Origin of the sequence: Bacteroides bouchesdurhonensis, assembly GCF_900155865.1 — a bacterium.
Taxonomy (GTDB): Bacteria; Bacteroidota; Bacteroidia; order Bacteroidales; family Bacteroidaceae; genus Bacteroides; species Bacteroides bouchesdurhonensis.
Genome location: NZ_LT707006.1, coordinates 1820027 through 1837389 on the forward strand (window position 1 = coordinate 1820027; position 17363 = coordinate 1837389).

The following is a 17363-nucleotide window of genomic DNA, read 5'->3' on the forward strand; positions in this document are numbered from 1 at the left end:
TATAGAATATATATGAAAAGAGAAGTGAAGTTTATTTGTGCTAGTTGGAGAAAAGTGTTTTTGCTTTTCATGCTTCTTGTGTTTTGTGATGTCATTTATGCTCAAAAGATAAATGTACAGCTAAAGAATGTAACGGTAGCAGAAGCATTGAAAAAGATGAGTGCGGTCACCGACTATGAGTTTTTTTATAACTCGAAACAATTGACAGAATGTACAAAAAGAGTGAATGCTAATTATCAGAATATTGACTTGGCAGAAGCATTAAAGGATATTCTTTCCGATACAAATTTTACTTTTAAGATCGAAAATCGTACCATTGTTATCATTCCTCGACCGGTTGTTGAGAAACAGGTGCAACCTGAGGAAGAAAAGGTAATAGAATTAAAAGGAAAGGTAATCGATGGTGCCGATCATTCTCCGATGATTGGCGTTTCAGTGTCTATCGAAGGTACATCTGTAGGAACAGCAACAGACCTTGATGGGCAATTTACATTAAAGCTTCCTGCTGAAGAATGTAACATTATTTTTTCTTTTATTGGCTATGAAAAGATAGTGAAACATTTTAATGGAAAGAATGCATCTTCTTTCGCTAATGTTGTGATGCAACAGGCTTTAATGGAAATTAAGGACGTTGTGGTAACAGGTGTTTATCAACGTAAGAAAGAGAGCTTTACCGGTTCGTCTACGACTTTCAAAGGAGATGAATTGAAATCGGTGGGGTCACAAAATGTTCTACAGAGCTTAAAGACACTGGATCCTTCTTTTAAGATTATGGATAACAATAAGTTTGGTTCTAATCCGAATCAGATGCCGGATATTGAGATCCGAGGTAAAACTAGTGTGATGGGACTGAAAGAGGAATATGGGACAGACCCTAACCAACCGTTGTTTATCCTCGATGGTTTTGAAACTACTTTGGAGACAGTGATGAATCTGAATATGAATCGTGTGGCATCTGTGACTATTCTGAAAGATGCTGCTTCCACAGCTATCTATGGATCGAAAGCATCTAATGGAGTTGTGGTTATTGAAACAAAAACTCCGGAAAAAGGACGACTGCAGCTTTCTTATAAAGGAGATTACGGAGTGACTGTTGCCGACCTGACTGATTATAATCTGATGAATGCTCGTGAGAAATTACAATTCGAAACAATGGCAGGAGTTTATCAAGATCTTACGGGTAGCCCTTTCAATCAGATGCGTCTGGATAGCTTAAAGAATTCACGCCTGAGGGAAATAGAAAAGGGAGTGGATACTTATTGGCTAAGTGAACCAATACGTACAGGATTTACTCATAAGCATAATATTTATGCTGAGGGTGGTGAAGAAAAGATACGTTATGGCATCGGGCTGAGTTTTGGACAAGTGAATGGAGTGATGAAAGGTTCTGATCGACAAACTGTTGGAGGAAATCTGGACTTGATTTACCGCACTGGAAAATTCCAGTTCAGTAATAAATTGACTGTAGACTATGTAGAAACAAATAATCCAACAGTATCATTTGCAGAATATGCTCAGGCAAATCCTTATTATCGGAAGTATAATTCAGTGGGAAAAGTTGATAAGTATCTGTACTATCCGGTAGAGGGAGCGGAGGATTCTCCTGTTGCAAATCCTCTGTGGAATGCTCATCTGAATAATTATGATAAGGGTGAAGAATTTGGATTTACCAATAACTTTATTATTGAGTGGTTTGCTACTCACGATCTTCGTCTGCGTGCAAAGTTTGGTCTAACTAAGTCGGATAATACACAGGATACACGTCTTTCTCCGTTACATTCACAATTTGATGATGTAGGAGAAACTGAGAAAGGACTTTATACTCATTCATTAGTAAAAGGTATGATTTATGAAGGAGATCTAGCCGCTACTTTTGGACGACTGTTTGCTGATAAACATATGGTTAATGCAGTAGCAGGATTCAATTTTAGTAGTAATAAAAATAATACTTTTGGTTATTCTGCTAACGGTTTTACGGACGATCAGTTTGCTGCTCCGTCTTTTGCCAATGGTTATCCAGACGGGGGAAAACCGAGATATAGTGAGAATCTGAAAAGGGCAGCCAGTTTTTATTTAAATGGTGGATACTCTTATGATAATCGTTATCTGCTTGATTTTAATTATCGTAGTGATGGTGCTTCTATGTTTGGAACTGACAATCGTTTCAGAAACACATGGTCTGTTGGTTTGGGATGGAATGTACATAATGAGAAATTTTTCAGAGACACAGAGTTATTCCAGTTGCTTAAATTAAGAGGATCTGTTGGTAATCCGGGTAACCAAAATTTTGCAGCTTATCAAGCATATTCAACTTATATGTTTAATGGTTGGATGACGAATATATTCGGAACCGGAGTTATTCTGAATGCATTGGGAAATAAAGACTTGGCATGGCAGGAAACTATCAATTATAATATTGGTATAGATGTAACTACATGGAATAATCGTTTGAATATTACTTTTGATTATTACTGGAAAAATACCGATCCGTTACTTGCTATTATCACTACTCCAGGATCAATGGGAGTAACAAGTATTGCGATGAATGCAGGTACACAGAAGACTCAAGGTTGGGAAGCGACTGTAAAAGTATCTCCGATTTATATGCTGGAGCAACGTATTAATTGGAATATCAGTGTGAATGCTACACATTCCAGATCGAAATATGCTAATATTGGTAACTCATTTAGTGAGTTGAATGAAAGTGGTAAATCCTCTTTAGTAGGTACTACCCGTTATTACGATGGCGGTAGTCCTACTGCAATTTGGGCAGTACGCTCCGCGGGTATCGATCCGTCTACGGGTAAAGAGCTATTTATCAAAAAAGATGGTACCCACTCTTTTACTTATGATGTAAATGATGAGGTTGTTGTTGGTGATACTCAACCTAAGGTGGAAGGTGTATTCGGAACTACCTTTTATTTTAAAGGATTTACGTTCGGTTGCTATTTCCGTTATCGGTTAGGTGGGCAATTGTTTAACTCTTCTCTTTTCCAGAAAGTGGAAAATATCGGTACGGAAGATATATACAATAACCAAGATAAACGGGCATTATACAATCGTTGGTCTACTTCCAATCGTGAGGCACAGTTTAAAGGAATTTCTTTAGTGCAGAAAACGGAGAAATCATCTCGTTTTGTGATGGATGAAAATACATTAAGTTGTGAGTCTATAAACGTAGGCTATGAATTTACTCAAGGCTTTATTAAAAGAATGGGTTTATCGGCATTGACTCTGCAAGCGAATATGAATGATCTTTTCCGTTGGTCTACAGTCAAAGACGAACGTGGAATTGACTATCCGTTTGCACGTACCATTTCTTTTTCTCTCGGAGCTACATTCTAATAAGGTAAAGAAAAAACTAACAAAAAACAAAATGAGTTATGAAGAGTAAAAAATATATAGGTGTATTGATAAGCTGTTGCTTGCTGCTGTGCAGCTGTGACGACTGGTTAGGCGTGAAACCTTATGACAAGATAGGGGAAGATGAATTGTTATCGTCTGAAGATGGGTTTCAGAAGTTGTTGAATGGTGTATATATTGAGTTGAATAATGATAAACTCTATGGAAGTGCTCTGTCAGTAGAGATGTTGGAGGTCATGGGAGGAGCGTATGCAATTGGTACTGATAATTATGTATGGGGTAATTATAAGGATCTTTCCAAATACCAATATGGAACGGAGTATTGGCGTGCACGTTTGAGTGAAACTTGGAATCAGGCGTACGCTTTGATTTTGAATTGTAATAAGATTCTGGAGAATATTGAAAGTCGTAAATCACTATTTACAGGTGATAATTATAATATTATTCGTGGAGAAGCTATTGCATTAAGAGCGATGTTACATTTTGATATGTTACGTCTATTCGGTCCTGTATATTCACGGAACAGTGATAAATTGAGTATTCCTTATTATACTGCACAGAAAAATATTCCGGAAGATCTGCTTCCGGCTACTGAAGTTGCAAAGAAGATAATTACAGATCTGAAAGAGGCTCGTATTTTGTTATCGAATGATCCGGTAATAACAGAAGGAACCATGATGAGTGGAGCTACCGATGGCGTTTCTAATTTTCTGCGTTATCGTGCATTACGACTAAATTATTATGCAGTTACAGGTTTGTTGGCTCGTGTATGTCTTTATACTGGTGATAGAGAAGGAGCTTTTACTTATTCTACTGATGTAATTAAAGCAGCGAATAAAGGAGTTTTTCCGTTTGTAGATAAAAGTCTTGTAACGGGGTCACCGGATGATCCGGACCGAATCTTTTCTTCCGAAGTGATTTTTGCATTATCACATTCCAGTCGTAATAAGCTCTTCAAAAATTATTATGATCCGAGTCGTTTACCTAATTATGTATTCAGAATGGATAATAATCTGATGAGCAATCTAATATTTGGAGGTGGAGCTGCAACTGGAGGTAATCAGGATGATTATCGAAGTCGTGTAAACTGGGTAGCTACCGGAGCCAATAAATACTTCTATAAATATTCGGATATGGTAACTACTGGGAAGATTGAAAATACAATGATTCCGTTGCTGCGTTTAGGAGAAATGTATCTTATTGCTGCTGAAAGCCAGTCTTCCAATTTATCTGAAGGAACATCTTATGTGAATACTCTTCGGAAAAATAGAGGTGTAACTAATATATCGACATTGAATCGTGATATCCTTCAGTATGAATATATTCGTGAACTGTATGGTGAAGGACAACTTTTCTTTATGTATAAACGATTGTTTACATCTGTTCTGTTCACGTCTAATACAAGCAAGAACCCAGAACCGAGTGATGAGATATTTGTAGTGCCTTTACCCGATTCGGAGATCGAGAACTGATACGATAATAATATGAAAATACTAAATGAGATAGTAATATGAAAATAAAAAAGATACATATAGGATTTTTGCTATTCTTTATAGGGTTGGTTGCTTGTGAAGAACAAACACCTGATGCATTTGATGAAATTAGCGGAATCTATTTCAATAATAGATCTAGAGCTAGTGCATTGCAGGATAGTACTGATGTGACATTTGTGTATGAAAATTCAAATGAAATGGAAATTCCAGTAAAAATTCAGTTATTAGGTCGTCCGGTTGAACAAGCTCGTCCGATTAATATTCGTGTAAGTTCGGAAGATGCTACGGAAGGAATAGATTATGTGCTACCCCTAAAAGCTGAATTGCCAGCTAATGCTACCAGTTTTGATTATGTAGTGATATTGAAACGTACTTCCTCTTTGAAAGGGCAAAAGAAAACGATTCGATTGGAAATTAGTGCCAATGAGTACTTCACACTTCCTGTATCAGAAGAATTACAAGCTAGTGGAGATACTGTATCTATGTTGCATTACCGTATTATGTTTTCAGACATGTTCACTAATCCACCTGCTGCCTGGGATGAAGATTTTGTAGGTAAGTTCACTCAGCAGAAGTTTGAATTGGTGTGTCGGGTATTGAACATTGCCCCTGCCGATTTTAACGATCGAACTATTATCACTTTGGCAAAGCTTATTTACATTAGAGCTGAAATGAATAGCTATATAGCAGAAGAAGTGGCAAAAAAAGAAGTAGGACTGGCTTATGATGAAGAGGTAATTGATCCTAAAACGGGACAACCTTTAGTTTTTTAATTTTCTAATAAGAATAAATTATGAAGATGAAAAATTTATATAGTCATTTATGTGGAGGCTTGTTGTTAGGTCTTCTAATAATAGCTTGTGCCGAAGACATGGGAAATTATGATTATCATGATCTGATAGAACCTGAGATTTCGGGAGTAAAAGAGAATCCTTCTGTTTTGGTGTATGATCAATTGCAATTGACTCCTGATTTGGGAGAAAATGCTAAGTCTGATGATCAGTATGATTTTGAATGGAAAGTGATTAATCAGGATGAAAGTAGCGAAGTGACAGTTATAGGAAATACTCGTAACCTGGACTATACGGTAAATTTGAATCCGGGTAAATATACACTATATTTTACTGTTACAGAAAAGTCTACCGGACTATATTGGCAAAAGAACTATACTTTGACAGTTAGTGACACTACTACCGAAGGCTGGATGGTGCTATGCTCCGACAATGGAAGAGCACGCCTTGATATGGTATCTATGGTAGAAGTGGTGAAAGGAACAATTTACCGTGATATTCTGAAAAATAATGGAACACCTCAATGGAATGGTCCCCGAAAGATACAATGGCTTTCTCAAATGACAGATGCCAATTCACCTTATTATTTGCTGACTGATGAGGGAGCAACACGTTTGGGAAAGAATAACTTTGAGTGGAAAGAAGAGTATAATTTTACTTATGAGGTAGCGGTTCCTCAGAAGTTACTTCCTTATTCAATTACTTCTGCAGGATTTGGTAAAGTAATAGTCAGTGGGACGGAAGCCTACTATTGTGAAATAATGGGAATTGACGGTTTGTATGGAAGTGCTGTCAATAAAAAGTTTAAAGTGGCTCCATATGTTGGAACTAATGTTTCTGCATCTATGATATATGCTGCAATATATTTATTGTACGATATTGATAATAAACGTTTCATGGCTTACTGTCCATTGATGGCTTTTGATGATCTTGGCGGATATAATCCTTTGGTGGATATGGATGAAATGGGAGAAATCGCTACTACAATAAAGGGAAATGCAGGAGTAGTAGGATCGGCTTTTGATAAATATCCGGTTGGATATGATTGCGTTTATATGGAGAATACGAAGTATGATCCGGGTAATGGTAAAATGGGAATGACATATACTATTCTGGCGGATGGAAATAGACGCTATTTATATGGTATTCAGGTAGGTGATTTATTATTATATGCTGACTGTACCTATGTGTTGGGAAAATCTTATTATGGAGATTTATCGGGTTGTACGAATATTACCAAAGAAGGCAATTTATATGCCTTTAGTTCTTTGAAGAATTATATGTATTATGCAGTAGGTGGTACAGTTTATCGCGTCGATCTGTCTGCTTCACCTTTGCGGGCTGAAGAACAATTTACGTTGAGAGGAGAAACAATTACCTGTCTTAAATTCAATCTATATCAAAAGAGTGAAAATGCTTCACGTTCGTTCGACCTTATAGTAGGAAGTATGAAAAATGGAGGAGAGGGAACGTTGCGAGTATATAATGGTATGACTACTGAAGGTGATTTTCGTTCGGTAGAACCAACTGTATATACCGGATTTGCGAAAATTGTAGATGCTACATATAGAGAAAGAGTCAATTAATTTTTTTATAATATAATGTTGAATATGAAAAATTGCTTATTAGTATTGTTGGTAGGGCTCATGTGTGCTTGTACCTCATCTAACAAATCCAATGACATCGTAGTTACTTTCGATGTTAAGAATCCGACAGCTACAGAAGTAGTTCTAGTTTATCGCATGACTGTAAATGAAGTACCTTTGGACGCGCAGGGACACGGTGAATTTACTATACCCAATGAAGATGTTTTATATGCTAGAGCTTTCTATGGACAGAATGAGAGAAAAGTTTATCTGGAGAAAGGTGACCGTCCCCATATTACTTTTGATGGTGGCGATTATGTGAATACTTTCAAATTTGAAGGAGAAAAAGCACCGATAGTGGATTACCTGAATAGTATAACTTTGACTACTCTGCCAGACGAAGACTTTGCTTTGCCTATGGATGAATATCTTAAGAAGTTGAGTCAGAAAGAGCAGGAAGCATTGAAGTTGCTTAAAGCCCGCAAATTGGAAAATATCGGTAAATTTGAAAAAATGGAAGAAGGTCGTATTAAGTATTCTTATGGGACTCGCGTGATAATGTATCCGGTTGGATATGTAGCTATAGCACAAGATACTACTTATCGCCCGGATGCGACATACTATGATGCTGTTAGAAAGTATTGGATAGAGGATGATGACTGGTTGGCTCTCGAAGAATATCGTGATTATATAGTAGAATTGGCTCATGTATTGGATGAACCTAATCGAATGGTTACAGAATATTATCCGAAAGCGGTAGCTCAGATGCGTTATATCGCTGATAATATCAAGAGTGAAAAAATTAAGCAAACGTTATTGCATTATATAGCAGGAGCTTACGTAGAACGTTTCGGTATCAAGAATATTACTGACATGGAAAATGTCTATCATACATATGTTAAAGATACGGTACTGCTTGCTGATTATAAAGTAAAATATGACAAATGGGATATCACTTCTGTGGGTAGACCTTCTCCAGATTTTGAAGGAGTAGATATTAATGGCAAATCGTATTCATTGAAAGATTTCAAAGGTAAATATTTGTATATTGACTTATGGGCTACATGGTGTGGTCCTTGTCAAAAGGAACTACCTTTCCTGAAAGAATTGGAATCAAAATTTGAAGGAAAAAATATCACTTTCCTTAGCCTTTCAATTGATCATAAAAAAGAGAAATGGGATGAGAAAGTGAATAGCGGAGACTTAACTGGGACTCAATTGTTAATTGGTCGTGGTAGTTCATTCCAGAATGCATACGGTATTGAAGGTATTCCTCACTTTATTTTGTTGGATAAAGAAGGTATTATAATTAATAACGATATGACACGTCCTTCTTCTGAAGATACCGAAAAGATTCTGAATGCATTAGAAGGTATTTAATTTTAAAGACAAATATCTATAAATACTATTATTAATTTAATTTTCTAAATTATGAAGAAAATCTGGTTATTAATGCTGATGGTGTGCACGATGGGTGTATTCACAGCTTGTTCTGACGATGACAATGGAGATAAGACTCCGGTAAATCCAATTACAAATTGTTCGGTTCCTTCTACAGCAGAGATTGGTACTGAAGTAACAGTAAGAGGTGAAGGTTTTGATGCTACAGTAGCTAAACTGATTCTGAAAGATTCGGAAAATAAGGAAACTGTAATACAGAATCCTTCGTTTACTTCTTCAGGAGCTATATTTAGTATTCCTATGTCCCTAAATGAAGGTAAATATACAGTAATATTGAATCAGAATGGTACTTGGGAACTAGGTAAGATTACTTTGACACCTGCTTCTCTACCTGTTACAGACTTGAATATTGCGGAAGTAGGAGGAATTGGTAAGTCACTTACAATTGGCGGTAATGGTTTTAATCAAACTGCTGAAGTATATTTGGAAAATGAAAGTGGAACGCGTACTCAATTGACTGTTACTGACCGTTCTTCAGGTTTGACCTGTACGGTACCTACTACTGCTGCAAAAGGTGATTATAAACTTATCTTAAAACAAAATGGCGGAGAATGGACTTTGACTGATAAGATCACTTTGACAGTGGTGAAAAGACTGAAATCAGTAAAACAAAGAAGTGAATCTACTATGTCAGGTGAAGGTATGATTATGACAGGTGTTACTGAAATAGGATGGGAAATTAGAAATAGTAATCAGCAAATTTCTGCCTTTGCACAAACTATGTATATGTCTCAGAAAGTGGTTGATGAAGAATCAGGAGAAGTTTTGCAGGAGGACGAAGGAGATATGGAATCTGTTTATAATGTTTCAATTGTTGGAAATAAATATAGCTTTGTTAATGCACCGGAAAATGAAGGAGCATTTGATCCTTTTAATTTGACACTTACAGACGGGATAGTAACTAGTAGTTCTATTGAGCGTTCCAATGGACATTCCGGAGATTATACTTGGAAATATGATAATGGATACTTCCAAGGATTGTTTAATGTTACTAGTGGTAATGCATATTTAACTTATGTGTATAATGGCAATAACATCACAGGTTATAATGATATGGAATTTTTTATATATGGGGATAAAGAACTAAAGAATAATCCTTTTGGAACAGATGTAGTAGTTTGCTATTTAGGATTGATAGATGCTATTGAACCATTCCAGTTAGTAGCTCATATGCTTGATTTGTGCGACAAAAAGTCTGTGAATTTGCCTTCAGCTGTTAATTCCTCTAATCCTAATACAGGAGAAGATGTTGTATTATCTTTCACATATGAATATGATGCTGATGGATATGTGACCTCTATGGATTACGGAACAGAGGAAACAGGAGGTTTAATGAAGATTTTATTCGAATATGAAAGTGAAGAATAGTATGTAAGTATTCTCTTTTTCAAAGTTAAAGGCTAAAAGCCCTGATCATTCAGGCTTTTGGCCTTTTTCTTTGTTTTTTCATTTATCTCTTATTTTCCGATGAAATCGCCAAAAATGTAGAATAGTGGAAATTCATTAGCTATTTGTAGACATCGGATTTACTCTAACCCTGTATCTTTGCTACCGTTATCTAACACTGTGATATTATGCAAAAAACAACATTTAATTTATGCTACTCTTTAGCAGGTGTCGCCGCTATTGCTTCTCTTGTTTCATGTAATAATCAACAAACTGAGAAACAGAAACCCTTGAACATTGTTTATATAATGACGGATGATCATACAGCTCAAATGATGAGTTGCTATGACACTCGCTATATGGAAACTCCGAATCTTGACCGTATTGCAGCAGATGGAGTACGTTTTACACAAAGCTTTGTCGCAAATTCTTTGAGCGGTCCTAGTCGTGCTTGTATGATTACGGGTAAACATAGTTGTGCCAATAAATTTTATGATAATACCACCTGTGTGTTCGACAGTTCGCAGCAAACTTTTCCGAAGTTACTGCAAAAAGTCGGTTATCAGACTGCATTAGTAGGCAAATGGCACTTGGAAAGTCTGCCATCCGGATTCGATTACTGGGAAATCGTTCCCGGTCAAGGTGATTATTACAATCCAAACTTCATCACACAGGATAACGATACTATTAAGAAGCATGGTTACATTACAAATCTTATAACAGACGATGCTATTGACTGGATGGAGAATCAGCGTAATCCTGACCAACCATTTTGTTTGTTGATTCATCACAAAGCCATTCATCGGAACTGGTTGGCAGATACTTGTAATCTAGCTCTCTATGAAGACAAGACATTCCCTTTACCGGATAACTTCTTCGACGACTACGAGGGGCGTCCGGCAGCTGCCGCACAAGAGATGAGCATTGTGAAAGACATGGATATGATCTATGACCTCAAAATGTTGCGACCTGACAAGAATAGCCGTTTAAAATCTCTTTACGAGAAATATCTTGGAAGAATGGATCAAGCACAACGAGCAGCTTGGGATAAGTTTTATGGTCCGATTATAGATGATTTCTATCAGAAGAATCTACAAGGAAAAGAACTTGCTAACTGGAAATTCCAACGTTATATGCGAGATTATATGAAGACGGTAAAGTCGCTTGACGATAACGTAGGGCGTGTGCTTGATTATCTAAAAGAAAAAGGATTGCTTGATAACACATTGGTGGTTTACACTTCTGATCAAGGTTTTTATATGGGTGAGCATGGTTGGTTTGACAAACGCTTTATGTACGAAGAGTCCATGCGTACTCCGTTAATCATGCGATTGCCGAAAGGTTTTGAGCGTAGAGGAGATGTAACCGAGATGGTACAGAATATTGATTATGCGCCTACATTCCTGGAACTTGCCGGTGTGGAAATTCCAGATGATATACAAGGTGTTTCATTGGTTCCTTTATTGAAAGGAGAACATCCGGAGAATTGGCGTAAAGCTCTTTACTATCATTTCTACGAGTACCCCGCCGAACACATGGTGAAACGTCACTATGGTGTACGTACTGAACGTTATAAATTAATTCACTTCTACAATGATATTGACTGTTGGGAACTTTATGATTTACAAGCAGATCCGACAGAAATGCATAATCTCTATGGACAAGCTGAATATGAACCTGTAGTAAAAGAACTGAAAAATGAATTGCTGAAACTTCAGGAACAATATAACGATCCTGTTCGTTTTTCGCCGGATCGTGACAAAGAATGAATCTTTTGAATTGACCAGATGATAAAATATTTATTTATATTATTAACAGTCGTCCTGTCGCCCCTACTGACAGGATGTGCTGAAGCTAACTTAACACACTCAGTAGCTTTAGTTCCGCACCCGGCACAATTAGTGCCGGGTAGTGGGAACTACCTTTTCTCAAAAAAAACTGTATTTGCTGTAGAAAATAAGGAACAAGCAGAAGTAGTAGAACTATTGAATGGACTGTTCACTTGTGCGGCCGGATTTACGCCGGAAATAAAAGTAGGAAGTCAGGAAGGTGATATTCGCTTAATAACAGACACTACACTGAAAGATGAGGCTTATATATTGAAAGTTTCTCCTAAGGAAGTACTAATAAAAGCTTCCAATAGCAAAGGCTTCTTCTATGCTTTGCAGACAATCCGACAGTTATTACCCTCTGCTATTGAAAGCGATCGAGTATCCCATGAAAATATACATTGGGAAATCCCTGCACTAACCATTACAGATGAACCTCGTTTCGGTTATCGCGGTATGATGCTTGACGTAGCACGTTATTTTATGCCCAAGGAAAATGTGTTGCGTATCATCGACTGTATGGGAATGCTGAAATTGAATAAATTGCATTTTCACTTGGGAGATGATAACGGTTGGCGCTTGGAAATCAAAAAGTATCCCCGTTTGACAGAAGTAGGAGCTTGGCGGGTGGATCGCAAAGATATACCTTTCCCTGCTCGCAGAAACCCGGAACCTGGAGAACCTACTCCGGTAGGAGGATTCTACACACAGGAAGATATAAAAGAAATTGTTGCTTATGCTGCTCAGCGGCAAATTGAAGTGATACCGGAAATTGAGATGCCGGCACATAGTAATGCTGTTCTTGCTTCGTATTCTCAACTAGCTTGTCCTGTAGTGGATAAATTTATAGGTGTACTTCCTGGTTTAGGAGGAGATCATGCCGATATTATCTATTGTGCCGGAAATGATAGTGTTTTCACTTTTCTTCAGGGTGTGATTGATGAAATGATTACTCTCTTCCCTTCGCAGTACATTCACTTGGGAGGAGATGAGGCATGGAAAACAAACTGGAAGAAATGTCCACTTTGCCAGTCGCGGATAAAGAAGGAACATTTGGCCAACGAGGAAGCTCTTCAAGGTTATTTTATGAATCGAATGGCTGATTATGCACGTAGCAAAGGCAAAGAAGTAATGGGTTGGGATGAGCTGACAAATAGCAAACTTCCCGAAGGGGCTATTATTTATGGCTGGCAAGGTTATGGACAGGCGGCATTGAAAGCTGCAGAAGAGGGACATCGTTTTATCATGACTCCGGCACGTGTAATGTATTTGATTCGTTATCAGGGACCGCAATGGTTTGAACCGCTGACTTACTTTGGCAATAATACTTTGAAAGATGTGTATGATTATGAACCGGTTCAGGAAAATTGGAAACCAGAATATGCATCTTTGTTAATGGGAGTACAGGCTTCCATGTGGACCGAGTTTTGTAATAAACCTGAAGATGTGGAGTATCAGATATTTCCACGATTGGCAGCATTGGCAGAAGTGGCTTGGGTACAGCCTGAAGATAAGGATTGGTCTTCTTTCTTGGGGGCATTGGACTGTTTTACTGCTCATTTAGATAAGAAAGGAATCACTGTTGCCCGATCAATGTACAACATCCAACATACAGTAACGGCAAAGATAGATTCATCATTAGTCAAATTGGAGTGTATCCGACCGGATGTGGAAATTCGCTTTACTACGGGAGGTGGTAAGGAACCTGCAGCAGATTCGGAACTTTATAAAGAACCGATTGTAGTAAAAGGAACAGAGGTGGTTCAATGTGCTACGTTCTCAAAAGGGAAGCAGATGGGAGAGGTGTTGACATTAATTGTATCTCATAATAAAGCAACCGGGAAGCCATTGCTCGGTAATAAACCGAATGAAGCGGTGTTAACAAATGGAGTGCGTGGCAGCTTGAAATATACGGATTTTGAGTGGTGTGGCTGGAAGAATAACGATCATATTTCCTTTACCGTTGATTTACAGAAAAGTGAGAAACTGGAAAAGGTTATTATCGGTTGCATTACAAATTATGGCATGGCTGTACATAAGCCAAAGTCAATCAGTGTTGCAGTTTCGGATGACAATGTTACATACAGGGATATAGCAAGCTTAAACTTTACTCTTGAAGAAATATTTCGTGAAGGAACATTCACAGAGAACCTTGCAATGGATATGAAGGGGGTGATGGCCCGTTATGTTAAAGTGACTGCTGAAGGTGCGGGAGCATGTCCGGAAAATCATGTTCGTCCAGGCGAAGAATCAAAAGTATATTTTGATGAGGTGATTATTCTATAATAAGTATATTTGAATAGTAGTGTAATCCGCATGATTACTAACTACTTTTTAAAAGAATCTAAAGATGAATTTAAAGAAACGATTTTTTCTAATCTTATTGGCAGGAATAACAATCATTCCGGCTACTACAGCACAGAAACTGTTACTTCCGGAATGGCAAAGTCAATATGCAGTAGGACTAAATAAAGTCGCTCCTCATACTTATGTGTGGCCATATACTAATGCTTCTGCTATCAATAAACCTGGAGAGTATGAACAGTCTCCATATTATATGAGTCTGAATGGAAAGTGGAAATTTCATTGGGTGAAGAATCCGGATAATCGCCCAAAAGAGTTTTATCAGCCATCATATTATACCGGAGGATGGGCGGATATTAATGTTCCCGGTAATTGGGAACGTCAGGGATATGGTACTGCTATCTACGTGAATGAGACCTATGAATTTGACGATAAGATGTTTCATTTTAAAAAGAATCCACCTTTAGTCCCATTTGAAGAAAATGAAGTTGGTTCTTATCGTCGTATCTTCAATGTCCCTGCCGATTGGAAGGGACGACGGGTAGTACTTTGTTGTGAAGGGGCAACTTCTTTCTATTATGTATGGGTGAATGGAAAACTACTCGGCTATAATCAAGGATCTAAAACTGCTGCCGAATGGGATATTACCGATGTATTGAACGAAGGTGAGAATGTAATAGCTATGGAAGTATATCGCTGGAGTTCAGGATCTTATTTGGAATGTCAGGACATGTGGCGGCTTAGTGGTATAGAACGGGATGTGTATCTTTATACTACTCCAAAACAGTATATTGCTGATTATAAAGTGAATGCTTCTTTGGATAAAGATAAATATAAAGATGGTGTCTTCGGGCTTGAAGTAACAGTGGAAGGTCCTTCAACTGCCTCCGGTTCTATATCTTATACATTGAAAGATATTTCAGGAAAAACTGTTTTACAGGACGGCATTAATATAAAATCTCGTGGTTTAAGCAACTTTATCGTCTTTGATGAAAAGAAAATACCGGAAGTGAAAGCTTGGAGTGCTGAATATCCTAATCTTTATACTCTAGTTCTCGAGTTGAAAGATGCACAAGGAAAAGTGACCGAATTGACAGGATGTGAAGTGGGGTTCCGTACTTCGGAAATCAAAGAGGGTCGTTTTTGTATCAATGGTGTTCCGGTATTGGTGAAGGGAACCAACCGGCATGAACATTCACAAATGGGACGTACGGTAAGCAAGGAACTGATGGAAGAGGATATTAAGCTGATGAAGCAGCATAATATTAATCTTGTTCGTAATTCGCATTATCCTACGCATCCATATTGGTATCAGCTTTGTAATCGTTATGGATTATATATGATTGATGAAGCGAACATTGAATCGCATGGCATGGGGTATGGTCCTGCCTCTTTAGCGAAAGACAGCACTTGGCTGACAGCTCATATGGACCGTACACAACGAATGTATGAACGTTCAAAAAATCACCCTGCAATTGTGATCTGGTCATTGGGAAATGAAGCAGGAAATGGAATCAACTTTGAACGTACTTATGATTGGCTGAAATCTGTAGATCAATCACGCCCCGTTCAATATGAGCGTGCCGAATTGAATTATAATACGGATATATATTGTCGTATGTATCGTAGTGTGGACGAAATCAAAGACTATGTATCCAGAAAAGATATTACCCGTCCCTTTATACTTTGTGAATATCTGCATGCGATGGGTAATAGCTGCGGAGGATTGAAAGAATATTGGGATGTTTTTGAAAATGAACCAATGGCGCAAGGTGGGAATGTGTGGGATTGGGTAGATCAGTCTTTTCGTGAAATAGACAAAGATGGTAAATGGTATTGGACATATGGCGGTGATTACGGACCGGTAGGAATACCTAGTTTTGGTAATTTTTGTTGTAATGGATTGGTAAATGCAGATCGTGAACCACATCCGCATTTACTTGAAGTAAAAAAGGTCTATCAGAATATTAAAGCCACTTTGCTAACTCCGAAAAATATGAAGCTTCGTATCAAGAATTGGTATGACTTCTCTAATTTGAATGAATATGTTTTGCATTGGGATGTAACTACTGATCAGGGAGAGAAACTGATGGAAGGAACAAAAGTGTTGGATTGTGAACCTCATGCTACGATAGACATAGCATTGGGTAACGTGAAACTTCCGGATAGGGTTCGTGAGGCTTATCTGAATGTGAGTTGGACAAGGAAAGAGGCTTCTCCGATGATTAATAAGACTTGGGAAGTGGCATATGATCAGTTTATACTTCCAGGTAATAAGAACTTTGTCACTTATTGTCCACAGAAGACAGGAGAAACAGCATTTGTAGTAGATGAGAAAACAGGCTCTTTATCCTCTTTGACCTTAGACGGGAAGGAATTGTTAGCTACTCCTGTTACGTTGAGTCTTTTCCGTCCCGCTACGGATAATGATAATCGAGATAAGAATGGTGCTAAACTATGGCGGAATGCTGGATTGGATAAGTTGACGCAGAAGCTTGTTTCGTTGAAGGAGCATACTGAATCGACTACGGCACAAGTAGAAATTCTCAATGCAAAAGGACAAAAAGTCGGGCAGGCGGAATTCGTCTATATTCTTGATAAGAATGGAGCAGTAAAAGTTCGTACTACTTTCCAACCGGACACGACAATTGTGAAATCAATGGCACGTTTAGGACTTACATTCCAGATGAACGATGCGTTTAATGATATTTCTTATCTGGGACGTGGTGATAATGAAACGTATATTGATCGTAATCAATCGGGTAGAATCAGTATCAATCGAACAACTCCCGAACGTATGTTTCACTACTATGTGACTCCGCAATCTACGGGTAACCGTACAGATGTACGCTGGGCAAAATTAACGGATCAATCTGGTGAAGGACTATTTTTTGAATCAAACGTGCCTTTTCAATTGAGTATAATTCCGTTCTCAGATATATTATTAGAGAAAGCGCGTCATATTAATGAATTGGAACGGGATGGAATGGTTACAGTACATTTGGATGCCAAGCAAGCTGGAGTAGGTACTGCAACCTGTGGACCGGGCGTTTTACCACAGTATCTGGTACCGTTAAAGAAACAGAGTTTTGAATTTACTCTTTGCCCGGTGAAACAAGCATTCAATAAATGATGGGTTAAATTAATATA

9 protein-coding genes are annotated in these 17363 nt (G+C 37.9%); all 9 read left to right on the top strand.

The genetic code is table 11. The features are described 5' to 3' along the window. Positions 1–12: 12 nt before the first annotated feature. The 9 genes from CZ225_RS07270 (at position 13) to CZ225_RS07310 (ending at position 17346) form a co-directional block, all read left to right on the top strand. Positions 13–3345, top strand: coding sequence for a SusC/RagA family TonB-linked outer membrane protein (locus CZ225_RS07270; protein ID WP_077153569.1), 3333 nt, complete (start codon positions 13–15; stop codon positions 3343–3345). A gap of 38 nt (positions 3346–3383) precedes the next feature. Then, complete coding sequence (locus CZ225_RS07275; RefSeq protein ID WP_077153570.1) at positions 3384–4835, top strand: RagB/SusD family nutrient uptake outer membrane protein; 1452 nt, start codon at positions 3384–3386, stop codon at positions 4833–4835. Between the two features lie 38 nt (positions 4836–4873). Beyond that, positions 4874–5629: a DUF4843 domain-containing protein gene (locus tag CZ225_RS07280; protein ID WP_077153571.1), complete on the top strand. Its 756-nt coding sequence runs from the start codon at positions 4874–4876 to the stop codon at positions 5627–5629. 20 nt (positions 5630–5649) lie between these two features. Continuing rightward, positions 5650–7233 (top strand): PKD-like family lipoprotein, encoded by a 1584-nt coding sequence (locus tag CZ225_RS07285; RefSeq protein ID WP_234983015.1) that lies wholly within the window; start codon positions 5650–5652, stop codon positions 7231–7233. A 24-nt stretch (positions 7234–7257) separates the two neighbouring features. Next, on the top strand, positions 7258–8613 hold the full coding sequence (locus CZ225_RS07290) for a TlpA family protein disulfide reductase (protein WP_077155737.1): 1356 nt from the start codon (positions 7258–7260) through the stop codon (positions 8611–8613). 51 nt (positions 8614–8664) lie between these two features. After that, complete coding sequence (locus CZ225_RS07295; protein ID WP_129585766.1) at positions 8665–10062, top strand: hypothetical protein; 1398 nt, start codon at positions 8665–8667, stop codon at positions 10060–10062. Positions 10063–10268: 206 nt separating this feature from the next. Continuing rightward, positions 10269–11849, top strand: coding sequence for a sulfatase family protein (locus tag CZ225_RS07300; RefSeq protein WP_077153574.1), 1581 nt, complete (start codon positions 10269–10271; stop codon positions 11847–11849). Positions 11850–11867: 18 nt separating this feature from the next. Continuing rightward, entirely contained in the window at positions 11868–14195 is a 2328-nt protein-coding gene (locus CZ225_RS07305) for a glycoside hydrolase family 20 protein (RefSeq protein ID WP_077153575.1), read from the top strand. A 64-nt stretch (positions 14196–14259) separates the two neighbouring features. After that, complete coding sequence (locus CZ225_RS07310; protein ID WP_077153576.1) at positions 14260–17346, top strand: glycoside hydrolase family 2 TIM barrel-domain containing protein; 3087 nt, start codon at positions 14260–14262, stop codon at positions 17344–17346. Positions 17347–17363: the final 17 nt, after the last annotated feature.

Excerpts from the sequence above, each read along its gene's own strand:
- CZ225_RS07290 (WP_077155737.1), top strand. The coding sequence starts at position 7,258 with ATGAAAAATTGCTTATTAGTATTGTTGGTAGGGCTCATGTGTGCTTGT.
- CZ225_RS07305 (WP_077153575.1), top strand. The coding sequence starts at position 11,868 with ATGATAAAATATTTATTTATATTATTAACAGTCGTCCTGTCGCCCCTA.
- CZ225_RS07285 (WP_234983015.1), top strand. The coding sequence starts at position 5,650 with ATGAAGATGAAAAATTTATATAGTCATTTATGTGGAGGCTTGTTGTTA.
- CZ225_RS07295 (WP_129585766.1), top strand. The coding sequence starts at position 8,665 with ATGAAGAAAATCTGGTTATTAATGCTGATGGTGTGCACGATGGGTGTA.
- CZ225_RS07300 (WP_077153574.1), top strand. The coding sequence starts at position 10,269 with ATGCAAAAAACAACATTTAATTTATGCTACTCTTTAGCAGGTGTCGCC.
- CZ225_RS07275 (WP_077153570.1), top strand. The coding sequence starts at position 3,384 with ATGAAGAGTAAAAAATATATAGGTGTATTGATAAGCTGTTGCTTGCTG.
- CZ225_RS07270 (WP_077153569.1), top strand. The coding sequence starts at position 13 with ATGAAAAGAGAAGTGAAGTTTATTTGTGCTAGTTGGAGAAAAGTGTTT.
- CZ225_RS07280 (WP_077153571.1), top strand. The coding sequence starts at position 4,874 with ATGAAAATAAAAAAGATACATATAGGATTTTTGCTATTCTTTATAGGG.
- CZ225_RS07310 (WP_077153576.1), top strand. The coding sequence starts at position 14,260 with ATGAATTTAAAGAAACGATTTTTTCTAATCTTATTGGCAGGAATAACA.